The organism is Sphingomonas sp. FW306-05-A (assembly GCF_058782275.1).
Genome location: NZ_JBYSXN010000002.1, coordinates 542,180 through 562,813, shown reverse-complemented (window position 1 = coordinate 562,813; position 20,634 = coordinate 542,180). Strand labels below are relative to the sequence as shown.

23 protein-coding genes are annotated in these 20,634 nt (G+C 64.8%); 11 read left to right on the top strand and 12 right to left on the bottom strand.

Annotation, left to right across the window (positions count from 1 at the left end; translation table 11 throughout):
• The first annotated feature begins 2 nt into the window (after positions 1-2).
• Positions 3-989, top strand: coding sequence for an aspartyl protease family protein (locus AC3WJR_RS11520; RefSeq protein ID WP_492726124.1), 987 nt, complete (start codon positions 3-5; stop codon positions 987-989).
• Between the two features lie 74 nt (positions 990-1,063).
• The gene (locus AC3WJR_RS11515) at positions 1,064-2,470 is read left to right on the top strand and encodes a M20/M25/M40 family metallo-hydrolase (RefSeq protein WP_492725101.1); all 1,407 of its coding nucleotides are present in this window, start codon (positions 1,064-1,066) and stop codon (positions 2,468-2,470) included.
• 42 nt (positions 2,471-2,512) lie between these two features.
• Here the strand turns inward: AC3WJR_RS11515 and AC3WJR_RS11510 are convergent, their stop codons facing one another.
• From AC3WJR_RS11510 to AC3WJR_RS11500, 3 genes are all read right to left on the bottom strand, one after another.
• On the bottom strand, positions 2,513-2,770 hold the full coding sequence (locus AC3WJR_RS11510) for a hypothetical protein (RefSeq protein WP_354281908.1): 258 nt from the start codon (positions 2,768-2,770) through the stop codon (positions 2,513-2,515).
• An 89-nt stretch (positions 2,771-2,859) separates the two neighbouring features.
• On the bottom strand, positions 2,860-3,603 hold the full coding sequence (locus AC3WJR_RS11505) for a hypothetical protein (RefSeq protein ID WP_354281909.1): 744 nt from the start codon (positions 3,601-3,603) through the stop codon (positions 2,860-2,862).
• A 280-nt stretch (positions 3,604-3,883) separates the two neighbouring features.
• Positions 3,884-5,830 (bottom strand): potassium transporter Kup, encoded by a 1,947-nt coding sequence (locus AC3WJR_RS11500; RefSeq protein WP_354281910.1) that lies wholly within the window; start codon positions 5,828-5,830, stop codon positions 3,884-3,886.
• A 113-nt stretch (positions 5,831-5,943) separates the two neighbouring features.
• Here AC3WJR_RS11500 and pdeM point away from each other — a divergent pair, with 113 nt between their 5' ends.
• Complete coding sequence (gene pdeM, locus AC3WJR_RS11495) at positions 5,944-6,606, top strand: ligase-associated DNA damage response endonuclease PdeM (protein WP_492725097.1); 663 nt, start codon at positions 5,944-5,946, stop codon at positions 6,604-6,606.
• A 406-nt stretch (positions 6,607-7,012) separates the two neighbouring features.
• On the opposite strand, the gene msrA is transcribed toward pdeM, so the two are convergent.
• Together msrA and AC3WJR_RS11485 are read right to left on the bottom strand one after the other, a co-directional pair.
• A complete protein-coding gene (msrA, locus tag AC3WJR_RS11490; RefSeq protein WP_354281912.1) occupies positions 7,013-7,672 on the bottom strand; it encodes a peptide-methionine (S)-S-oxide reductase MsrA in 660 nt (219 codons plus the stop codon).
• Between the two features lie 92 nt (positions 7,673-7,764).
• Complete coding sequence (locus tag AC3WJR_RS11485) at positions 7,765-8,394, bottom strand: DedA family protein (protein ID WP_492725094.1); 630 nt, start codon at positions 8,392-8,394, stop codon at positions 7,765-7,767.
• 103 nt (positions 8,395-8,497) lie between these two features.
• Here AC3WJR_RS11485 and rpiA point away from each other — a divergent pair, with 103 nt between their 5' ends.
• The 6 genes from rpiA (at position 8,498) to AC3WJR_RS11455 (ending at position 15,121) form a co-directional block, all read left to right on the top strand.
• Positions 8,498-9,157 carry a ribose-5-phosphate isomerase RpiA gene (gene rpiA / locus AC3WJR_RS11480; RefSeq protein WP_492725092.1) on the top strand — a complete coding sequence of 220 codons (660 nt, stop codon included), beginning with the start codon at positions 8,498-8,500 and terminating at the stop codon, positions 9,155-9,157.
• A 68-nt stretch (positions 9,158-9,225) separates the two neighbouring features.
• A complete protein-coding gene (gene tkt / locus AC3WJR_RS11475; protein ID WP_492725090.1) occupies positions 9,226-11,307 on the top strand; it encodes a transketolase in 2,082 nt (693 codons plus the stop codon).
• Positions 11,307-12,416 (top strand): transaldolase, encoded by a 1,110-nt coding sequence (gene tal / locus AC3WJR_RS11470; protein ID WP_492725087.1) that lies wholly within the window; start codon positions 11,307-11,309, stop codon positions 12,414-12,416. Before tkt ends, tal begins: the two co-directional genes overlap by 1 nt.
• A gap of 85 nt (positions 12,417-12,501) precedes the next feature.
• On the top strand, positions 12,502-13,485 hold the full coding sequence (gene gnd / locus AC3WJR_RS11465; RefSeq protein WP_492725085.1) for a phosphogluconate dehydrogenase (NAD(+)-dependent, decarboxylating): 984 nt from the start codon (positions 12,502-12,504) through the stop codon (positions 13,483-13,485).
• Positions 13,482-14,291 carry a Cof-type HAD-IIB family hydrolase gene (locus AC3WJR_RS11460; protein WP_492725083.1) on the top strand — a complete coding sequence of 270 codons (810 nt, stop codon included), beginning with the start codon at positions 13,482-13,484 and terminating at the stop codon, positions 14,289-14,291. Before gnd ends, AC3WJR_RS11460 begins: the two co-directional genes overlap by 4 nt.
• A 110-nt stretch (positions 14,292-14,401) precedes the next feature.
• Positions 14,402-15,121, top strand: a complete 720-nt coding sequence (locus tag AC3WJR_RS11455; protein ID WP_492725081.1) for an SIMPL domain-containing protein — start codon at positions 14,402-14,404, stop codon at positions 15,119-15,121.
• Positions 15,122-15,197: 76 nt separating this feature from the next.
• On the opposite strand, the gene AC3WJR_RS11450 is transcribed toward AC3WJR_RS11455, so the two are convergent.
• The 3 genes from AC3WJR_RS11450 to AC3WJR_RS11440 all read right to left on the bottom strand — a co-directional run bounded on the left by AC3WJR_RS11450 (position 15,198) and on the right by AC3WJR_RS11440 (position 16,198).
• A complete protein-coding gene (locus tag AC3WJR_RS11450) occupies positions 15,198-15,452 on the bottom strand; it encodes a GlsB/YeaQ/YmgE family stress response membrane protein (protein ID WP_354281919.1) in 255 nt (84 codons plus the stop codon).
• A 106-nt stretch (positions 15,453-15,558) separates the two neighbouring features.
• Complete coding sequence (gene sciP / locus AC3WJR_RS11445) at positions 15,559-15,858, bottom strand: CtrA inhibitor SciP (protein WP_354281920.1); 300 nt, start codon at positions 15,856-15,858, stop codon at positions 15,559-15,561.
• Between the two features lie 106 nt (positions 15,859-15,964).
• Entirely contained in the window at positions 15,965-16,198 is a 234-nt protein-coding gene (locus AC3WJR_RS11440; RefSeq protein WP_492725078.1) for a hypothetical protein, read from the bottom strand.
• A 122-nt stretch (positions 16,199-16,320) separates the two neighbouring features.
• On the opposite strand from AC3WJR_RS11440, the gene mnmA reads away from it, so the two are divergent.
• Positions 16,321-17,433, top strand: a complete 1,113-nt coding sequence (gene mnmA / locus AC3WJR_RS11435) for a tRNA 2-thiouridine(34) synthase MnmA (RefSeq protein WP_492725074.1) — start codon at positions 16,321-16,323, stop codon at positions 17,431-17,433.
• A 28-nt stretch (positions 17,434-17,461) separates the two neighbouring features.
• Here mnmA and wecB read toward each other — a convergent pair whose 3' ends face one another.
• From wecB to dut, 4 genes are read right to left on the bottom strand one after another with little or no spacing between them, the layout of a single operon-like run.
• Complete coding sequence (wecB, locus tag AC3WJR_RS11430; protein ID WP_492725072.1) at positions 17,462-18,613, bottom strand: non-hydrolyzing UDP-N-acetylglucosamine 2-epimerase; 1,152 nt, start codon at positions 18,611-18,613, stop codon at positions 17,462-17,464.
• A gap of 32 nt (positions 18,614-18,645) precedes the next feature.
• Positions 18,646-19,398, bottom strand: a complete 753-nt coding sequence (locus AC3WJR_RS11425) for a HesA/MoeB/ThiF family protein (RefSeq protein WP_492725069.1) — start codon at positions 19,396-19,398, stop codon at positions 18,646-18,648.
• Positions 19,395-19,787, bottom strand: a complete 393-nt coding sequence (locus AC3WJR_RS11420; protein WP_354281925.1) for a hypothetical protein — start codon at positions 19,785-19,787, stop codon at positions 19,395-19,397. Before AC3WJR_RS11420 ends, AC3WJR_RS11425 begins: the two co-directional genes overlap by 4 nt.
• Entirely contained in the window at positions 19,784-20,233 is a 450-nt protein-coding gene (gene dut, locus AC3WJR_RS11415) for a dUTP diphosphatase (protein WP_492725066.1), read from the bottom strand. The genes AC3WJR_RS11420 and dut overlap by 4 nt, the downstream gene beginning before the upstream one ends.
• A 143-nt stretch (positions 20,234-20,376) precedes the next feature.
• Between dut and AC3WJR_RS11410 the strand changes: the two genes are divergently transcribed.
• Positions 20,377-20,604, top strand: a complete 228-nt coding sequence (locus AC3WJR_RS11410; protein ID WP_354281927.1) for a DUF3072 domain-containing protein — start codon at positions 20,377-20,379, stop codon at positions 20,602-20,604.
• Positions 20,605-20,634 lie beyond the last annotated feature (30 nt).

Genomic DNA, 20,634 nt, shown 5'->3' with positions numbered 1-20,634 from the left:
CCATGTTTTCGGCGCTGTTCCTGGCCGTTCCGCTGGTCGCCTTGCTCGACCCCGGACAGACCGTGGTACAGCCCGTTCCGCCCCAGACGCCGCCGGTTGCTGCGCAGCAATCGCCTCAGCAAGATGGTCAGACCGCCTTGGCCGAGGAACTTGGTTTCGGGATCGATCATACGCGGATGACGGTGCCCGTCACGATCGGCGCCGGTGGCCCGTTTCGTTTCATCGTCGATACCGGCTCTGAACGCACCGTATTGTCGCACGAGCTTGCCGCCACGCTGGGGCTGTCGGCGGGGCGCAGGGTACGCGTGACCGCGATGGCGGGGACGGTGCCCGTGTCGACCGTCCTCGTGCCGCACATCGTTGTCGGCTCCCCCAAGGCGGGGGCGCAACTGACGGGGACTCGCATCGAAGCGCCGGTGCTGTTCGAACAGCATCTCGGCGCGTCCGGGCTGATCGGCATCGATACGTTGCAGGGCAAGGCGGTCGAGATCGACTTTGCGCGCAACGTCATGACCGTATCCCCCGCGACGCGGCGCACCCGGCGCGAGTTCTTTGGCCGCGACGACATCGTCATCCGCGCGAAGAACTTGTTCGGCCAGCTGGTCGTCACCGATGCGCATTATGGTGGTCGGCGGATCCGGGTCGTGATCGATACCGGATCGGTCGTCAGCATGGGCAACATCGCGCTCCAGCGGCTCGTTGCCAAGAGCAGCGGTCCGCTGACGGCGGTGCGGCTGCTTAGCGTCACCGGCGCGGTGCTGGAGGCGCAGTACAGTATCGTGACGGGGGTTCAGGTCGGCGATATCAAGCTCGCCAATCTGCCGATCGCGTTCTCGGATGCGGCACCGTTCGCACGGCTCGGACTGGCGGATCGGCCCGCGCTGTTGCTTGGGATGGATGCGATGCACCTGTTCGGGCAGGTGCGGATCGACTTTGCCAATCGCGAATTGCATCTGGCGCGGCCGCATGCCGCGGCAGCGGCATTGTAGCGGGCACATCCTAGCAGTTGCGTTCGTATCGCGCCGCGCTAGCTTTGCCCGGATACTCTTGTGGGGGCACCACCATGCGCGCAACGCTTTCGACGATCCTTCTAGGCACCGTGGCCGCCGCCGCGCTGACCCCTGCCGCCTCCGCACAGGAGCGCCCCGACCAGAAGGCGTTCTTCGAGATCTACAAGGAGCTGGTCGAGACCAACACCACGCTCTCCGTCGGTAGTTGCACGCAGGCGTCGGCGCAGATCGGTGCACGGCTCAAGGCGGCGGGCTATGCCGATACCGACATCACCTATTTTGCGGTCCCCGATCACCCCAAGGAAGGCGGGCTCGTCGCGGTGCTCAAGGGCAGCAATGCCCGGATCAAGCCGATGCTGCTGCTCGCGCATCTCGACGTGGTCGAGGCCAAGCGCGAGGACTGGACGCGCGATCCGTTCAAGCTGGTCGAGGAAGGCGGCTATTATTACGCGCGCGGCAGCACCGACGACAAGGGGCAGGCGGCGATCTGGTCCGACGCGATGATCCGCTTCAAGACGGGCAATTATCGCCCCAAGCGCACGATCAAGCTCGCGCTGACCTGCGGCGAGGAGACGACCTTCGCGTTCAACGGCGCGGAGTGGCTGGCCAAGAACAAGCCCGACCTGATCGCAGCGGAGTTCGCGCTCAACGAAGGCGGTGGCGGGCTGCTGACCGAGCAGGGCGAACGCAAGACGCTGTTCCTCCAGGTGGGAGAGAAAGCCGCGCAGAACTTCAAGCTGGTGGCCACCAACCCCGGCGGGCACAGTTCGCAACCGACCCCCGACAATGCGATCTACCAATTGTCGGATGCGCTGAAGTCAGTGCAGGGGTATGAATTCCCGATCCGCTTCACCGAAACCACCCGCGCCTTCTTCGCGGGCAATGCGGCGGCGCAGCCCGGCCCGATGGGCGATGCGATCAAGCGGCTGCTCGCCAACCCCGCCGATACCGAGGCGAACGCGGTGGTGAGCAGCAACAAGACCTTCCACTCGGTCCTGCGCACCACCTGCGTCGCGACACTGGTCGATGCCGGCCATGCAGAGAACGCCCTCCCGCAGCGCGCGACGGCCAACGTCAATTGCCGCATCTTCCCCGGCGAGACGGTCGACGCAACGCTGGCGAAGCTGAAGGAACTCGCGGGGCCGAAGGTGACCGTCACCGCTAACCAGCCGATCCGCCCGACCGCGGTCCCGCCGACGCTCGACCCCAAGATCCTCGGTCCCGCCAAGGCGGTCGCGGCGAAGCATTTCCCCGGCACCCCGATCCTGCCGATGATGTCGACGGGGGCGACCGATGGCGTATTCCTCGAGGCGGTGGGAATCCCGGTCTACGGCGTGCCGGGTATGTTCATCGGTGCGGACATCAACGGCGCACACGGGCTCAACGAGCGGATGAACGTCAAGTCGCTCTACGACGGGCGGGATTACCTGTTCGACTTGGTCAAGGCCTATGCGGGGTAGGCGGTTCGGGCTTGCAGACCGCCGCGTATACGGACGCGGCGGTCAAAGCCCCGCGATATCGAGCGCGGCGGCAAGTTCGTCGCTCATCCCCGTGTCCTGCTTGGGCGAAAGGCGGTTAAGCACGGTCTGAACCCGCTTCTGCGCGACCTGCAACGTCTTATGGCGGACCTCGCGGATCTGGTTGGTCCGCCACGACTTGCTCTCGCCGAGCAACGCCGCCCATTTCGCTTCCTCCGCCGACAGGATGGCGAGCGCGAGGCGCAGGCCGTCGCGGCGGCCGTGGTCGTACTCTTCGGACATCGGCATTCTTTCCCCGCGGCTATGCGCTGCCTCGGCCGAATGCCCCGCTTTCTTCAAAATGGCGAGGCAATCCTTCCCCTGAAACCATGTTATGCGGGCCTGGTGCCATGTTCGATCCGGGTGATCGCCGCGCACAGTTCATCGGCACCACGCCGATCCGCGTTAAATGGAATAACCGAGGTATAAACCGCGCCATTGCGTTCGAATTGATAGCGGATTTCAAGGAAAGCCGTCTCGACGATCCGGGTAACCGACTTTGAACGCCCGCCGAACGTATAGCCCCCGAACACACCACTGCTGGATGCACCCCCGAGGGTGAACCGGCCGCCGTGCTTTGTGTTGGTGATCTGCGTCGCTTCGCGCTCGACGCTGACGTTGACGATCTGCCCTTCGCCGAGCCAGAGATGGGTGTAATCGGTCGACTTGTCGACGATCACGACATGCCCGTCCTGCGTGATCGCCAGCGCCCCCGGAGCACCCGCCCACCATGAGCGCCACAGGTTGGTCGGCAGCGGCAGGGCCTGCACCTGACTCGCCAGCGTGGTTGCGATCCGCTTGTACCGGATGTTCTGCATCGGGGCGATCACCAGCGAATTGACGATCTTGATCGCGAACCCTGCGAGCACGAACATGATGACCCCGCTCAGGATCGCCGATCCGATTGCCCCATGCAACAAGGCACTGACGACCGGAATCCCGACCAGCACGGCAAGGATCACGAGCGGAGTGAATTGCGCGATCTTTTCCATGTGATCGACGGTCGTGCGGATATCGTCATTGGGCGGCAAGATGGCTTCGACTGGCCCGTTTGGCGTATTGCTGATCGCGTTCATTACGGCCCCTTGCTCTGTACCTACGAATAGGAAGCGTAACCTATTGACCGACAAAGAAAAGCAAATTGCCGTAACGATCTTGCGCCAATGTGCATCGCAACATTTTTAAATCACGATGACGTTGCGGTTCGGCGAATTGTCTCGAAAGTGAGCAGGCACCTGTGACGATCGCGCTCCACGCCGTCACGACGTGGAACGCTTACCACTTCGGCCTGCAACGACATCATGCTGCCCTGTGCCTCGGGAAAGGCACCGCGCCCGCATCGCCGCACCGACGGCCTCAAACAGTTACCTGTTCGCCCAGTTCGAGCACCTTGCCCGGCGGGATGCGCAGGAAGTCGGTCGGGTCGCTGGCGTTGCGCTGCAGGAACATGAAGATCCGGTCCTGCCACATCGGCATCCCTTGGTCGGCGGCGGGCTTGATCGTGTTGCGCCCGATGAAATAGCTCGTCTTGGCGGGGTTGAGCGCCTTCTTGTGCGATTGCGCCTCCAGCCCGAGATCGCGCGGCACGTCGGGCGATTCCATGAAGCCGTACTGCAGCACGACGATCGTGAAATTGTCGTCGACCTGCCGGATCTCGGCACGTTCCTCGGGCGCGACTGATGGGCGGTCGGCGGTGCGGATGCTGACGATCAGGTTCTTCTCGTGGAGCACCTTGTTGTGCTTGAGATTGTGGAGCAGCGCCCCCGGCGCGCTGTCGGGATTGGCGGTCAGGAACACCGCCATGCCCTCGACCCGCTCGGGCGGGCGCTTGGAGAGGGCTGCGGCGAGGTCAGCGAGCGGAACGCTCTGCCGGGCCTCGAACGCGCGCACGATCCCGCGGCCGCGGTTCCAGGTGTAGATGACGAGGCCAATCCCACTCGCGACAACCAGCGGCACCCAGCCCCCCTCGATCACGCGCAGGATGTTTGCGCCGAAGAAGATCAGGTCGAGCGTCAGGAAGGGCAGGATCACGGCAAAGGCGAGCGGACGCCCCCAGTTCCAACGATGCCGTATCACGATATAGGCAAGCAGCGTGGTGACGACCATCGTGCCGGTCACCGCGATCCCGTACGCCGCGGCCATCGACGAGGATGTGCGGAACTGAACGACCAGTACGAGCACGCCGAACAGCAGCAACCAGTTGATCGAGGGCAGGTAGATCTGCCCCGCCTGTGTCGCCGAGGTCTGGCGGATACGGAGCCGCGGGAGAAGCCCGAGCTGGATCGCCTGCTGGGTCAGCGAATAAGCCCCGGTGATCACCGCCTGACTCGCGATTACGGTCGCCGCCATCGCGAGGACGATCAAGCCGGGACGGATCGACGCGGGCGCCATCAGGAAGAACCAGTCTTGGTTATGGAACGGCTGCCCCGCCGCCTTTGCCGCTTCCAGCGCGTTGAGCGCGAATGCCCCCTGGCCGAGGTAGTTGCAGATCAGGCACGGGAAGACGAGTGCGAACCAGCCGATGCGGATCGGCAACCGCCCGAAATGCCCCATGTCTGCGGTCAAAGCTTCTGCGCCGGTCACAGTCAGGAACACCGCTCCGAGCACAAACAGCCCGGTGACGCCGTGGTTGAGCAGGAACAGCGCACCGTAATGCGGTGACACAACGCGCAAGATCGAAGGCTCGTCTGCGATGTGCCAAAGGCCGAGGCCGCCGAGCACGAGAAACCAGACAAGGCAGACCGGCCCGAACAGCCGGGAGACGCTCGCGGTGCCGCGGCTCTGGATCGCGAACAGCGCGATCAGGATAACGATCGTCATCGACAGGATGACCTGTTCGCTGATGACGGTCTCCATGCCCGGTATCGTCTTCAGCCCCTCGACCGCAGACAGCACCGACAGCGCCGGCGTGATGATCGCATCGCCGTAGAACAGTGATGCGCCTGCCGACCCGAGCACCAGCGCGATCAGCGACCGCCTGCCCAGCGCACGTCGCGCCAGCGCGGTCAGCGCGAGCACGCCGCCTTCGCCCTGATTGTCCATCCGCATCAGAAAGACGACGTATTTGATCGTGACGACCAAGATCAGCGACCAGATCGCAAGGCTCAATACGCCGAGGATCTCGCCCGGATCGAGCCCGTCCTTGCCGGTGAGCTCGAGCGCCTCGCGGAATGCGTAGAGTGGGCTGGTCCCGATGTCGCCGAACACGACCCCGATCGCACCGATCGTCAGCGCAAACAGCGCCGGGTGCGCGGGCGCACCGTGGGGACTTGCGGTAGTGGACGTGGCGGTGGCTACAGACATGATAGGATGGGCGACCTGCCGGGAAGGACGGCGCGCTTTACGCCTGTGATACCAGAGCGCAAGCGGTTTCGTGAACGTTGCATGAAGCCGGTGTTTCAGACATAGACGGCACTATGGTTCCCTTTTCGTTCGCCGGTCACGATTTGCACGCACTCCGTAGCGGCGCGCTGTTCTGGCCGCGCCGATCGGCGCTGCTTGTCGCGGATTTGCATTTCGAGAAGGCCAGCTGGTTCGCACAGCGCGGGCAGATGCTCCCGCCCTATGATTCGCTCGTCACGCTCGAAGCGCTCGAAGAGGTCGTTGCGGTGACCGGGGCGAGCGAGATCTGGTGTCTCGGCGACAGTTTCCACGACGACGAAGGCTGCCACCGCTTACCCGCGGAGGCACAGGCGCGGCTCCGCGCGCTGACTGCGGCGACGCGCTGGACGTGGATCACGGGCAACCACGACAGCGGCATGGCGGATCGCTGCGGCGGCGCGCTGGTCGATGAAGCGGTGGTCGACGGACTCGTCCTGCGGCACGAGGCCGATCCGGCGGACCCGCGGCCCGAACTGTCGGGGCATTTTCATCCAAAGTTGCGACTGCGCGTGCGCGGCCAGAACGTCTCGCGCCGCTGCTTCATTGCTACGCTGAGCAAGCTGATTCTGCCCGCGTTCGGCGCGCTGACCGGGGGGCTGGATGCGCAACATCCCGAGATCGTGCGCGCGGTGGGGAAGGGTGCCGAGGCACTGATCCCGGTGCAGGACCGGATGCTGCGGTTTCGCCTGGCGGCGTGAAGCGCTTCGTTCGACCCAAAGCTGCTTCTCCGGCGAAGGCCGGGGCCCAGTAGCGGGACGGCAGGAAGCTGGGGGCAGCGCTTCGTTACTTCGACCATCTCGACTGGGCCCCGGCCTTCGCCGGGGAAGAAGCAGATGGGTGGTGAGGGCATCCCTCAGTTTGCCAGTTGCAGAATTCCACACAAAATGCCGCGGTCTTGGCGTTGATCTAGGTGCAGGATCGCACGCTGCGGTTTCGCATGGCGGCGTAAAGTTCTTCGTTCTACCCAAAGCTGCTTCCCCGGCGAAGGCCGGGGCCCAGTAGCGAGACAGCGGAAAGCTGGGGTCAGCGTTTCGTTACTTCGGCCATCTCGACTGGGCCCCGGCCTTGGTGGGGAAGAAGCAGAGGGGTGGAAGCAATCCTCCCTCAGCTCGCCAATTGCGGGAACCCCGCGCGGAATGCCGCGACCTTCGGCTTATCGAACGTCACGATGTACGGGTGGTTCGGATTCCGATCGAAGAAGTTCTGGTGATACGCCTCGGCCGGGAAGAACGCGCCCGTCTCGATCTTCGTCACGATCGGCTTGCCGAACGCACGGGCCTTGCCAAGCTGGGCGATGTACGCTGCGGCGACCCCGCGCTGGGCGGCATTCTGTGGGAAGATCGCGGAGCGATAGCTGGGGCCGCTGTCGGGCGTCTGGCGGTTCAGCTGCGTCGGATCATGCGCGACCGAGAAATAGACGCGGAGTAGCGTCGCGTAGCTGACCTTGGCGGGATCATAAACGACGCGAATCGCCTCGGCATGACGCGTGGTTTCCGTCGAGACCTGGTCGTAGGTCGCCGTGTCGCGCGTGCCCCCGGCATAGCCAGCGGTCACTTGGCGGACGCCCTTCACATGCTCGAACACCGCTTCCATCCCCCAGAAGCAGCCCCCCGCGAAGACCGCGGTCTGCGGGCCGGTCGCGCCGGTGACGTCGGCGGTGGCTGCGGGGATGGGGACTGCGCGTTCGGCACGCGCCGCACCGCCACTCAGGACGAATGCAGCCGCGCCGGCCACGGCTGCGGTAAAGAGAATCGGCTTGAGCATCGCAAAGCACCTTTCCGGCTGGGGCAACCCGCGCGTTCCCGACGTTGCCGCTCGAGATACGCGGTGCCGCGCCAGAAGGATGTCGGGATGCCTCAGTGCCGCTTCAAGCCACGGACGCGGTGCCAGATGTAAAAGGCGATCGCCGCGACCACCACCAGCCCGATCACGAGGTCCGCGCTATGGAACGCCGCCTTGACGCGCGGGTCGCTGTTCCACTTGTCACCGAGCTTCATGCCGACCCATGCAAGCCCGAAGCACCACGGCCAAGAGCCGAGGAATGTGTACAGATGGAACGGCATCAGCGGCATGCGCGCGACGCCGGCGGGGAAGGCGATAAACGAGCGGATCACCGGAAGCAGGCGCCCGATCAACACCGCGATGCTGCCGAAGCGCTTGAAGAAGCGGTCCGCCGTGTCGAGTTCGCCCGGCCCGATCAGCACGTAGCGACCCCAGCGTTCGGCCAGCGGACGTCCGCCGCGCTTGCCGATCTCATAGGCCACGATCGACCCGAGGTTGCACCCGATCGCGCCTGCGGTCGCCGCCCAGTATAAGTTGAACCGCCCGACCGACACGAGATAGCCTGCGAACGGCATGATGATCTCGGACGGGAGCGGGATGCACGCCGATTCGATCGCCATCAACAGCGCGATACCGACATAACCGCCGCTGGAAATGACCCAGATGGTGAAAGTGGCGAGTGTCGCCAGGATTTTCTCGAACATGGATCGGTGCTTTGCCCTGCGTTCGCGTCAGGGGCCAGTGGAAATGTCCGCGCTTTGGTCATACGGCCTTTGCGGTAGGAAGAGCGATGCTAAAGGCGGCAACATGAACGAGTCCGACAAGCGGATCGCGGCGATGGCGGCGGTCGAGGAAGTCCGTGCGGGGATGATCGTCGGGCTCGGCACCGGGTCGACCGCGGCCTTTGCGATCGCTGCGCTGGGGGAGCGCCGCCTCGACATTCGCGCGGTCGCGACCAGCAAGGCGAGCGAGGCAATGGCGCGTGCCGCCGGGATCCCGCTGATCGATCTTCCCGCGCAGATCGACCTGACGATTGACGGCGCGGACGAGATCGACCCCACGCTTGCAGCCATCAAGGGGGCAGGGGGCGCGATGCTTCGCGAGAAAATTGTCGCGGCGGCAAGCACACGGATGATCGTGATCGCCGACGGCTCGAAGCGGGTTGATGCGATCGGGAACGCGCCCGTTCCCGTCGAAGTGCTTCCGTTCGGGATCGCGTTCGTGTCCGCCCGACTTGCCGATCTCGGCGCGCACGTGACCGTCCGAAAGGATTTCGTGACCGACCAAGGTAACGCTATCATCGACTGCGTCTTTCCCGCTACGATTGATCATATGCGCTTGTCCCAGAACATCGCCGCCATCCCGGGAGCCCTTGGCCACGGCCTGTTCCTGACCGAAGTGTCTGCGGCGTATATCGCGGACCGCGGCGTCGTTACGCGGCTGGAACGTAGCAGTGCATCGGATTAAAGCGCATCCATTCCGCAACCCGACCTGTCCGCAAGCGTTCAGGGCGCAAACAAAAGGCGAATATTTTCATGGCCGATACCCAGACCAAGACCGCCGACGCCGGCGTCCACGAGGACGGCAGCGCGGACCGTCTCGCGATCGATACGATCCGTACGCTTTCGATGGATGCGGTCCAGGCCGCCAACTCCGGCCACCCCGGCACACCGATGGCGCTTGCGCCGGTCGGGCAGACGCTGTGGACCAAATTCCTGCGCTACGACCCGACCACGCCCGATTGGCCCAACCGTGACCGCTTCGTCCTGTCGGTCGGCCATGCGTCGATGCTTTTGTATTCGCTGATCCATCTGGCCGGGATCGAGGAAATCGGTGCCGATGGCGAGAAGTCGGGCAAGCCCGCACTCAGCCTCGAGGATCTCAAGCAGTTCCGCCAGCTCGATTCGAAGACGCCGGGCCACCCTGAATATCGTCACACCACGGGCGTCGAGACCACGACCGGTCCGCTCGGCCAGGGTTGCGGCAACTCAGTCGGCATGGCGATCGCTGAGCGCTGGCTCGCGGCGCGGTTCAACCAGCCGGGCTTCACGCTGTTCGACCATGACGTTTATTCGCTGTGTGGCGACGGCGACATGATGGAGGGCGTCACCGCAGAGGCCGCATCGGTGGCGGGGCATCTCAAGCTTTCCAACCTGTGCTGGATCTACGACAGCAACCACATTTCGATCGAGGGCAACACCGCGCTCGCGTTCGACGAGGACGTCGGTGCGCGCTTCGTCGCTTACGGCTGGAACGTGATCCATGTCGACGATGCGAACGACGTCGGCGCGCTCAGCGCTGCGTTCGAAGCGTTCAAGGCGACCACCGACAAGCCGACCTTCATCGTCGTCCATTCGGTCATCGGTTATGGCAGCCCCAAGGCGGGCAGCGAGAAGGCACACGGCGAGCCGCTCGGCGCTGACAACATTCGCCTGACCAAGCAAGCCTATGGCTGGCCCGAGGACGAGCAGTTCCTCGTCCCCGAAGGCGTTGCCGAACGGTTCAAGGCATCGATGCTTGACCGCGCGGCCCCGCTCCGTGCCGAGTGGGAAGCCAAGGTCGTCGAATATCGCAAGGCTTACCCGGACCTCGCCAATCAGCTCGATTCGATGCTGTCGGACAGCCTGCCCGACGGCTGGGACGCCGACATCCCGGTGTTCGAGGCGGATGCCAAGGGCGTCGCTTCGCGGGATTCGTCGGGCAAGGTGCTCAACGCAATCGCGCCTAAGCTGCCGTGGCTGCTTGGCGGGTCCGCCGATCTGGCGCCTTCGACCAAGACCGACATCAAGGGTGCACCCTCGTTCGAGGCGGACAATTACGGCGGGACCAACTTCCACTTTGGCGTGCGCGAGCACGGCATGGGCGCGATCGTCAACGGCATGACGTTGTCGCACCTGCGCGGCTATGGCTCCACCTTCCTGGTGTTCTGCGATTACATGCGCGCACCGATCCGTTTGTCGGCGATCATGGAAGTCGGCTCGGTCTGGGTGTTCACGCATGACTCGATCGGCGTCGGCGAAGACGGCCCGACCCACCAGCCGATTGAGCATCTCGCGACGCTCCGCGCGATCCCGGGGCTCGACACGATCCGTCCGGGCGACGCGAACGAAGTCGCCGCCGCATGGCGCGCGATCGTCGAGGACGCCAGCCACCCGACCGCGATGGTCCTGTCGCGCCAGGCGCTGCCGACGCTCGACCGCACCAAATATGCAAGCGCGGATGGCCTAAAGAAGGGTGCCTATATCCTCGACGGCGCGGACGAACCGGAAGTGATCCTGATCGCTACCGGCTCGGAAGTGTCGCTTGCTGTCGCAGCGCATGAGAAGCTCAAGGAAAATGGCGTCGCGTCGCGCGTCGTGTCGATGCCGAGCTGGCATCGCTATGAGCTGCAGGACGCCGAGTACAAGGAATCGGTGCTTCCCAAGAGCGTCAAGGCACGCATCGCGATCGAGATGGCGGGCGAAATCGGTTGGGACCGCTATGTCGGGCTCGACGGTGCGACCGTGACGATGTCGACCTTCGGTGCGTCTGCGCCGATCACCAAGCTTCAGGACAAATACGGCTTCACGGTCGACAACATCGTGAAGATCGCCAACGAACTGCGGGAGAAGAACTGATGGGCAAGCTCAACGATCTGGCCGCACTCGGCCAAGGCGTCTGGCTCGATTTCGTCGAGAAGAAGTTTCTCGCCGAGGGCAGCCTCCAGAAGATGGTCGACGAGGACGCGCTGACTGGCGTGACCTCCAACCCGTCGATCTTCGAAAAGGCGATGGGGCATGGCGACGCGTATGACGCCGAGCTCGCCGCCTATGACAAGACCAACCCGGAAGCGCCGACGATTGACCGCTACGAGCATCTCGCGATCCTCGATATCCAGGCAGCGGCGGACACGCTGCGCCCGGTCTATGACCGGCTCGATTCGAAGGACGGCTATGTCAGCCTCGAGGTCTCGCCCTACCTGGCGAACGACACCGATGCGACGATCGCCGAGGCGCAGAAGCTGTGGAAGGCGGTCAACCGGCCCAACGTGATGATCAAGATCCCGGGCACGCCGGCTGGCGTCCCCGCGATTGCGGCGACGATCGACGCCGGGATCAACGTCAACGTGACGCTGCTCTTTTCGCAAAACGCGTATCAGGCGGTGGCGGAAGCCTATGTCGAGGGTCTCGAGAAGCGCGCTGCGCGCGGCGAGCCGATCGACCGGATTGCCAGCGTTGCGAGCTTCTTCGTCAGCCGGATCGATTCAAAGATCGACGACAAGATCGACGCCGGCGTCGGTGGCGATGAGGCCAAGCCGCTCAAGGGCAAGGTCGCGATCGCCAACGCCAAGCTCGCCTATGCCTGGTACGAAGAGTTCATCGCTTCGGCACGCTGGCAGGCGCTTGCCGCCAAGGGCGCGCAGGTCCAGCGGCTGTTGTGGGCATCGACGGGGACCAAGAACCCCAACTATCCCGACACGCTGTATCTCGACACGCTGATCGGCAAGGATACCGTCAACACGATCCCGCCCAAGACGCTCGACGCTTACCGCGAGCGTGGTACGGCGACCGAAACACTGACGCAGGACGTGGAAGGTGCACGGCATGTCCTGTCGGAAGCGGAGCGGCTTGGGCTCGATCTCGACGGTGTCACCAGTGAACTGGTCGAAGAAGGCGTCGCGTCATTCTCGAAGGCGTTCGACGATCTGCTCGGGTCGATCGCGGCCAAACATCCGGTTGCAGCCTAAAACGCCTTTGGGCGTTTCATCGTCCGTCCTGGTGTCATGCCGGGGCGGACGTCTTTTTATCTGACCCCCCAGGAGCGCGCGCGTCATGAAAATCGGTATGATCGGCCTTGGCCGAATGGGCGGCAACATCGCACGACGGATCATGCGCGCGGGGCACCAGTCGGTGGTGTTCGATCGCGACGAAGCCGCCGTCCAGAAGTTGGTTGGTGACGGCGCGGAAGGCGCGACCTCGCTCGAGGACATGAAAGCCAAGCTCGATACCCCGGCGATCTATTGGGTCATGCTGCCCGCGGGCGGCCCGACCGAGCAGACGATCGAGACGATCTCCGGCTTCGCACAGTCAGGTGACATCATCATCGACGGCGGCAACAGCTTCTACAAGGATGACATCCGCCGCGCCAAGGCGCTTGCGGAGAAGGGCATCCGCTACATCGATGTCGGCACGTCGGGCGGCGTCTGGGGGCTCGAGCGCGGCTATTGCATGATGATCGGCGGCGACAAGGAAGCGGTCGATCATATCGACCCGATCCTGGCCGCGCTCGCACCGGGCATGGGGACGATCCCGCGTACACCCGATCGCGATATCGCGGCTGCCGATCCGCGTGCCGAGCAGGGCTATATCCATGCCGGGCCGGCGGGTGCCGGTCATTTCGTCAAGATGGTGCACAACGGCATCGAATACGGGCTGATGCAGGCCTATGCCGAGGGCTTCGACGTATTGAAGGGCAAGTCGTCCGACAAACTTCCCGAGGACGAACGCTTCGACCTCAACCTGACCGATATCGCCGAAGTCTGGCGGCGTGGGTCGGTGATCTCGTCGTGGCTGCTCGATCTGTCGGCGTCGGCATTGGCCAAGGACCAGATGCTCGACGACTTCTCGGGCCAGGTCGCGGATTCGGGCGAAGGCCATTGGACGGTCCAGGCCGCGATGGAAGAAGCGGTGCCGGTCAACGTCCTCTCGGCGGCATTGTTCGCGCGCTATCGTAGCCGGGTCGATCATACGTTCGGGGACAAGTTGTTGTCCGCGATGCGCTACGGCTTTGGCGGTCACGTCGAGATGCCGCAGTGAGCGGTGTGTCGGACATCCGGCTGGTCGTCTCCGACGTTGACGGTACCTTGGTCGACAGCAGCAAGCAGGTCACGCCTGGCGTGCGCGCGGCGGTTGCCCGCCTGCGCGACGCCGGGATCGGGTTCAGCATCATCAGCGCGCGTCCGCGCTCGGGCATGATGCCAATCGCCGATGCGCTGGAAATCGATTCGCCGATGGGCGCGTTCAATGGCGGTACTGTCTTCACGCGGGACGGGACCGTCTCGCACGCGGACCGGATCGAGCGTGCCGTGCTTGAAGGCGTGTTCGCCGCTGCCGAGGGCGCCGCCGTCGATACGTGGGTGTTCGCGGACGATCTCTGGTACGCCAGCACCGATGTCGGCGGTCATGTCGACAGCGAGAAGCGTGCGTCGAACCAGGATCCTGTCGTGACGCAGAATTTCACGGACCTGTTCGATCGCGTCGATAAGGTCACGTTCGTCAGTGACGATCCCGATTTGCTGATCGACCTGCGCAAGCGGATGCACGGCTTCGACGATCGCGCTACAATCGCGCAGTCGCAAACCTATTACCTCGACGTCACGCCGGTCAGCGGGAACAAGGGCGTTGGGCTCACCGCTTTGTCAAAGGCAATGGATGTGCCGCTCGGGCAGATCGCCGTGCTCGGCGATCAGGCGAATGATCTGCCGATGTTCGCGCGCGCCGCTGTGTCATATGCGATGGGGCAGGGGCCGGAAGCGGTCCGCGCCGAAGCAACCCATGTCGTCGCGAGCAATGACGACGACGGCGTGGCCGAAGCGATCGATGCGATCCTGGCGGGTCGCTGATCCCGCAAAGATAGGTCGCACCGCGTAACGATTGTTCATCGCTCGTTTCACCCAAAGCTGGCAACAGGGCCCCGGACGGGCTCGTTTGCCCGACTCTCTGGGAGAAGACGATGCGTTCGACGATGATGCTGCTGATGCCTGCGGTCCTGGCGGCGGCGACCCCCGCGATGGCACAGACCGCGCCGACGATCCTGCCCGACGGCGCGCTGCTCGACGTATCCGCCGAAGGCCGGACCGCGCGTGTACCAGACGTGGCGACGATCCGCGCGGGCGTCGTGACGCAGGGGCAGACCGCGGCTGCGGCCCTGTCGGAAAATGCGACGCGGATGGCGCGGGTGCTCGCTGCGCTCAAGCAGGCCGGGGTGGCCGCACGCGATATCCGCACCGCCAGCGTCGCGCTCAATCCGCAATATCGCTACACTGAAGGCCAGCCCCCTGCGGTCACCGGCTATCAGGCGAGCAACAGCGTCTCAATCCGTTTCCGTGATGTCGCCAAGTCGGGTGCAATCCTCGACGCGCTGGTCGCGCAGGGCGCGAACCAGATCGATGGCCCGACGTTGTCGCTCGACAAGCCCGACGCCGCGCTGGACGAAGCCCGCACCGATGCGGTGAAGATCGCGCGGTCGCGCGCCGAGCTTTATGCCAAGGCTGCCGGCATGAGCGTCGTCCGGATCGTCACGATCAGCGAGAATGGCACCAACGACGGGTCCAACCCGCAACCCCCGGTCTTCGCGATGGCACGCGCAATGAAGGCGAGCGATTCAACGCCGATCGCGGCGGGCGAAACGCAGGTCAGCGTCACCGTTACCGTGCGCTTCCTGCTCAAATAGCCGACGCCTATCCGCCGGACATGAAAAGGGCCGCTGGGTTTCCCCAGCGGCCCGATCATCCGGTTGGACCGAATTCTTAGCGAACCGTACCGCGACGGATCAGATTCACGATCGCGAGCAGGATAACTGCGCCGATCAGCGAATAGATGAACGTGTTGATCGTGATCGCCTGGTTGATCCCTGCCCCGAACAGGAACGATGCGATCACCGAACCAATGATGCCGACGATGACGTTGAGGAGAATCCCCTGCTGGCCATCGGTACGCATGATCATGCTGGCAAGCCAACCGCACACGCCACCGACGACGAGCCAAACAATAAGTCCAACCATTTTACCCTCCGTTGCCCGGTTATGTCCGGGATGACGGAGACAAGACTCTCAAACCGTGATTTTTGTTCCGGCTCCGGATCGAGTAAACCCCGACCGGATCGGAAAATCAGTATTTTTGCTGACGCTCGTACAGCGACTTATAGTGCTGGATCCGGGTTACGCGGAGCCCCGGCATCCCCGAACGGTCGATCGCGCGCTGCCAGCTGGCGAACTCCTCGACCGTCAGGCCGTAGCGTTCGCAGACCTCGTCGACCGACAGCAGACCGCCATTGACCGCCGCCACGACCTCCGCCTTCCGCCGCACGACCCAGCGCGTCGTCTCGGGTGGCGGAAGCGAGTCGAGCGTCAAGGGCTCTCCGAGCGGACCGATCACTCTTGCTGGGCGGATCTTCTGGTTCTCGATCATTCTTACAAGACCTTGTCTCGGGGCGGAGGCCCCTCTGCAGCTTATTCGTTACGGTCATAACCGTCGGACTTGAACGCTGGCTAAAGCGTCTCGGTAAACGTCGCGTTCACGCTTTCCTCCAGTCACCGCAAAACTCGACCATTTCCCAGACGGCGACGTTGAATGCGCCGTGCGCCGGGGTGAATGGATCACTAGCGTGGATGCGGGGGAGCCGCGCTTGCGCCAGCGCGGTCGGACTCGCCGCCTGCCGGGCCGCCACCCCAACCATCAGCACGGCAAGATCGGGCGACAGCGCCACCACATGCACGTCTGTTTCAAATCGGGAAAAGCTAAGGTCCACACATACATCCACAGGGCGAGCCGGGACGCTGTAGGACAGAGGTTCTAAAGGGGGCGTAAAGCCCGCAAGCTTTTCCGGCGGTTTTGCATGTTGCTTCCGAAGCGCCTATCTCTCGACGCATCATGACAGACGCAGAATTTCAGTTGGGTCCCGACGGCGTGGGCAAGCGCATCGTCGTCGCGATGTCGGGCGGCGTGGACAGCTCGGTGGTCGCCGCGCTGGCGGTGCGGACGGGTGCGGAAGTGATCGGGATAACGCTGCAGCTGTACGACCACGGCGAGGCGGTCGGGCGTGCCGGATCGTGTTGCGCGGGGCGCGATATCCGCGATGCGCGTGCGGTGTGCGACCGGTTGGGGATCGCGCATTACGTGTTCGACCACGAAACGCGCTTTCGCGATCAGGTAATCGATCGGTTTGCGGACGATTACCTCGCCGGCCGCACCCCGATCCCGTGCATCCAGTGCAACATGGGGCCGAAATTCACCGACCTCCTCGCCGCCGCGCGCGATCTCGGCGCGGACTGCCTTGCGACCGGGCATTACGTCCGCCGTGTCGAGGGGGCTGCGGGGGCCGAACTTCATCGGGCGTTCGATCCGGCGCGTGACCAGAGCTACTTCCTGTTCGCGACCACGCAGACCCAACTCGATTACCTGCGCTTCCCGCTCGGCGGCCTGCCCAAGCCGCGCGTGCGCGAGATTGCCGCCGAACTGGGGCTCGGCGTGGCGGGCAAGCCCGACAGCCAGGACATCTGCTTCGTCCCCGATGGCAATTATGCCGGACTGGTCAAGAAGCTGCGCCCGGAGGCCGATACCGCGGGTGAGATCGTCGACGCCGAGGGCCGCGTGCTCGGACGGCACAAGGGGCTGATCCACTTCACCGTCGGCCAGCGCCGCGGGCTGGAGATCGGCGGCACGCCCGAGCCGCTCTACGTCATCCGCCTGGAGGCGGAAACACGGCGCGTCGTCGTCGGCCCGCGCGCGGCGCTGGCGGTGCGCGCGGCGCGGCTGAGCGGGATCAACTGGCTGGGTGGGCACTATGACGGTCCGTTGACCGCCAAGGTCCGCTCGCTTGCCAAGCCCGTGCCCGCGCGCCGCGACGGCGACTGGGTCGTATTCGACGCGCCCGAATATGGCGTCGCGCCAGGGCAGGCGACCGTGCTCTACGGCGGCGACCGTGTGATCGGCGGCGGCTGGATCGAGGAAACCGAAAGCGCGCTGCTGACCGCAGCCGCCTGAGTCGCGCGAAAGCACGACGACCACCAGGTCAGCCTTCAAAACCCGCCGCGACGCGTCGTGCGATTCTTGTGGCAGCGCGACCGTCCCCAAACGGATTGTGCGCGCGGGCCATGGCCCGATACGCCTGACGGTCATCGAGCAGCCGAGACGTCTCGGAAACGATGCGGTCGGCGTCCGTCCCGACCAGCAGCGCCGTCCCCGCTGCAACGCCTTCCGGGCGCTCGGTCGTCTCACGCATGACCAGCACCGGCTTGGCGAGCGCCGGCGCTTCTTCCTGCACGCCCCCCGAGTCGGTCAGCACGACATGCGCGAGATCGAGCGCGCGGATGAAGTGCGGGTAATCGAGCGGATCGATCCGCGCGATGTTGGGCCGGTCGCCGAGCATCGCGTCCATCACCGCGACGACATTGGGGTTGGGGTGGACCGGGAAGAGGATCGCGGTGTCGTCACGCTCCGAGATCCGGGCGAGCGCGCGCGCGATATTCTCCATTCCCCCGCCGAAATTCTCCCGCCGGTGCGTCGTGACGAGCACGATCCGCTTGCCCGCGAACCGCGCGGCAACCTCGTCCAGACCGGCTGCCAGCGACGGATCGGCGAGGAGCCGGGCGCGGGTTGCATGGAGCGCGTCGATCACGGTGTTGCCTGTGACGTGGATCGTCGCGGGGTCGATGTCCTCGCGGCGCAGGGCGGCGGCGGCGGTTTCGGTCGGGGCGTAATGCTGATCCGCGATGCAAGCCACGATCCGGCGGTTCACTTCCTCGGGCCAGGGATGATGGATATCGCCCGAGCGTAGCCCGGCCTCGACATGCGCGACCGGCACCTTGCGATAATAGGCCGCAAGCGCACCCGCCATCGCGGTTGCGGTATCCCCCTGCACGATCACGCGGTCGGGCTGCTCGGCGTCCATCACATCGCCCAGGCCGTCCAGCAGCCGTGCCGTCAGGCGGTTGAGCGACTGGCCCGGCTTCATTAGGTCAAGATCCACGTCGGGTGTCAGCCCCGCGATCGCGAGTACCTGATCGAGCAGTTCCCGGTGCTGCGCGGTGACGCAGGTACGCACCACCAGCCCGGGGATCGCCCTGAGAGCCCCGACGACCGGAAACAGCTTGATCGCCTCGGGGCGCGTGCCGAAGACGACCAGGACTTTGCGGTCGGGGCGGGGGGGCTGTGCCTCGATCATTCCGACCCCATCCCCCATCGCCTAGCGTTACGCTAACCGCAGCACGGACATCCCGGGTCTTTTGGAAGTATGATCGTGCGAAATCGAAACGCAAGCGCATCGACCAGCAAAAGCTTGCCTGCGCTGTCCTCGCCAAAGCCGACGATACTGCGCAGGGTCTCCAGTGCCGCCAGGCTCCCCATCACGCCGGTCATCGCGCCGATCACGCCCTGTTCGGCACAGGTGTCCCCGGCGGCATCGTGCGCGTCGCCAACAAAGCAGCGATAGCAGGGCTTGTCCGGCTCCCATCCCCGGAACACCCCGAGCTGCCCCTCGAACTGTCCGACCGCCGAGGACACCAGCGGGATGCGTAGCGCATGCGCCGCATCCGCAACCGCAAGCCGGGTGGAAAAGCTGTCGGTGCCGTCCAGCACCACGTCCACCCCGGCGAGCAGCGTCGCGGCGTTGGCCGCATCGAGCCGCACCGCCAGCGTCTCGATCGAGACATGCGGCGTAATACGGCGCGCAGCGGTTTCCGCCGCCGCGACCTTGGACGCGCCGACGTCGGCATCGCCGAACAGCGTCTGACGTTGCAGGTTCGACAGGTCGACCGTGTCGTCATCGATGATAACCAGCCGTCCGACCCCGGCGGCGGCGAGATATTGGATTGCCGGGCTGCCAATTCCGCCTGCGCCGACCACCGCGACGCTCGCCTGTTTCAAGCGCAGCTGCCCCGCGCCGCCCACTTCTCGCAGGACGATGTGGCGGGCGTAGCGATCGAGTTCGGCGTCGCCGAGCGTGTTCATCCGCGCCAGTCGAACACGATGGTCGTGCGATACCAAGTGTCAGTCGTCGGCTTGTACTGCGCGATATTGCCACGTGCGAACCCGGTAACGAGACCCGCTGCATATTGCTCGATCGTCGGGCAGGCGATCGCGCGCGGCACGACCTTGCGCACGCTGCCGTCCGCACCGATCAGCGCGGCGACCTCGACCGGCAGGACGTAATGCCCGTCGCCGGGACGTTGCGCGACACACCGTCCCGCGGCGATCTCACCGGCGACGAACGTCGTGACTTGCGGCGTCGCCTGGCGCGGCGCGACATAGGGCAGGGTGGGCAACGCCGACCAGTCGTTGGGCAAGCTTGGCGGTGATGCCGGCACGTCGGCAACCTGCAGGAGAAACGCAGCTATCATCGTCCGGTCGATCCAAAGCCCCCGATACCACGGACGGTATCCGCCAGCCGGTCGACCGTTTCCAGTACCGCGCGCTGAACCGGGGCGGGGACGAGTTGGGCAATCCGGTCGCCGCGCGCGATCTCGAACGGCTCCTGCCCGTGGTTGATCAGGATGACCTTCACCTCGCCGCGGTAATCCGAATCGATCGTGCCCGGCGTATTGAGGCACGTCACGCCATGCTTGAGCGCGAGTCCCGAGCGCGGGCGCACCTGCACCTCGAAGCCGGTCGGGATGGCGATCGCAAAGCCGGTCGCGACCGCGCCGCGCGCGCCCGGCGCCAGCGTCACCGCCTCGGCGGCAACGACGTCCATGCCGGCGGCACCGTCGGTGGCATAAGCGGGCAAGGGCAGTCCCGCACCGTGCGGCAAGGACAGGAACTGAATCGTGATCGGGGATGTCGTCATGGCCGCCCTCTTAACGATGCTTGCGCCGGGCGCGAAGACCGGTCTGTCTTTGCGCGAGTAAAGTCTGCCGCAACGCGGTCAATCGCGGAACCGGGAAGCGGGTTGCGGGTTAGGAACATACACGAAACATAGCGAGACAGTTCATGGCCGAAGAGACGCTCCCCAACCCGAAGCTCGAAGAACATCCCGACTCGAATACCGAGAAGGATCCGGCGGATTGGGTCTCGGGCGGCGATCCCATGACGGGGGCGCAGAAGTCGTATCTGACGACGCTGTGCGAGGAAGCGAAGATGGATCCGCCCAGCGCCGACATGAACAAGGGCGATGCCTCCAAGATGATCGACGAGCTCAAGCAGAAGCTCGGCCACTAAGACTTTCGTCACGCCGCCGCCTCCGAAGGG

Coding starts and splice junctions, on each gene's coding strand:
- AC3WJR_RS11520 (WP_492726124.1), top strand. CDS start 3: ATGTTTTCGGCGCTGTTCCTGGCCGTTCCGCTGGTCGCCTTGCTCGAC.
- AC3WJR_RS11515 (WP_492725101.1), top strand. CDS start 1,064: ATGCGCGCAACGCTTTCGACGATCCTTCTAGGCACCGTGGCCGCCGCC.
- AC3WJR_RS11510 (WP_354281908.1), bottom strand. CDS start 2,770: ATGTCCGAAGAGTACGACCACGGCCGCCGCGACGGCCTGCGCCTCGCG.
- AC3WJR_RS11505 (WP_354281909.1), bottom strand. CDS start 3,603: ATGAACGCGATCAGCAATACGCCAAACGGGCCAGTCGAAGCCATCTTG.
- AC3WJR_RS11500 (WP_354281910.1), bottom strand. CDS start 5,830: ATGTCTGTAGCCACCGCCACGTCCACTACCGCAAGTCCCCACGGTGCG.
- pdeM (WP_492725097.1), top strand. CDS start 5,944: ATGGTTCCCTTTTCGTTCGCCGGTCACGATTTGCACGCACTCCGTAGC.
- msrA (WP_354281912.1), bottom strand. CDS start 7,672: ATGCTCAAGCCGATTCTCTTTACCGCAGCCGTGGCCGGCGCGGCTGCA.
- AC3WJR_RS11485 (WP_492725094.1), bottom strand. CDS start 8,394: ATGTTCGAGAAAATCCTGGCGACACTCGCCACTTTCACCATCTGGGTC.
- rpiA (WP_492725092.1), top strand. CDS start 8,498: ATGAACGAGTCCGACAAGCGGATCGCGGCGATGGCGGCGGTCGAGGAA.
- tkt (WP_492725090.1), top strand. CDS start 9,226: ATGGCCGATACCCAGACCAAGACCGCCGACGCCGGCGTCCACGAGGAC.
- tal (WP_492725087.1), top strand. CDS start 11,307: ATGGGCAAGCTCAACGATCTGGCCGCACTCGGCCAAGGCGTCTGGCTC.
- gnd (WP_492725085.1), top strand. CDS start 12,502: ATGAAAATCGGTATGATCGGCCTTGGCCGAATGGGCGGCAACATCGCA.
- AC3WJR_RS11455 (WP_492725081.1), top strand. CDS start 14,402: ATGCGTTCGACGATGATGCTGCTGATGCCTGCGGTCCTGGCGGCGGCG.
- AC3WJR_RS11450 (WP_354281919.1), bottom strand. CDS start 15,452: ATGGTTGGACTTATTGTTTGGCTCGTCGTCGGTGGCGTGTGCGGTTGG.
- sciP (WP_354281920.1), bottom strand. CDS start 15,858: ATGATCGAGAACCAGAAGATCCGCCCAGCAAGAGTGATCGGTCCGCTC.
- mnmA (WP_492725074.1), top strand. CDS start 16,321: ATGACAGACGCAGAATTTCAGTTGGGTCCCGACGGCGTGGGCAAGCGC.
- wecB (WP_492725072.1), bottom strand. CDS start 18,613: ATGATCGAGGCACAGCCCCCCCGCCCCGACCGCAAAGTCCTGGTCGTC.
- AC3WJR_RS11425 (WP_492725069.1), bottom strand. CDS start 19,398: ATGAACACGCTCGGCGACGCCGAACTCGATCGCTACGCCCGCCACATC.
- AC3WJR_RS11420 (WP_354281925.1), bottom strand. CDS start 19,787: ATGATAGCTGCGTTTCTCCTGCAGGTTGCCGACGTGCCGGCATCACCG.
- dut (WP_492725066.1), bottom strand. CDS start 20,233: ATGACGACATCCCCGATCACGATTCAGTTCCTGTCCTTGCCGCACGGT.
- AC3WJR_RS11410 (WP_354281927.1), top strand. CDS start 20,377: ATGGCCGAAGAGACGCTCCCCAACCCGAAGCTCGAAGAACATCCCGAC.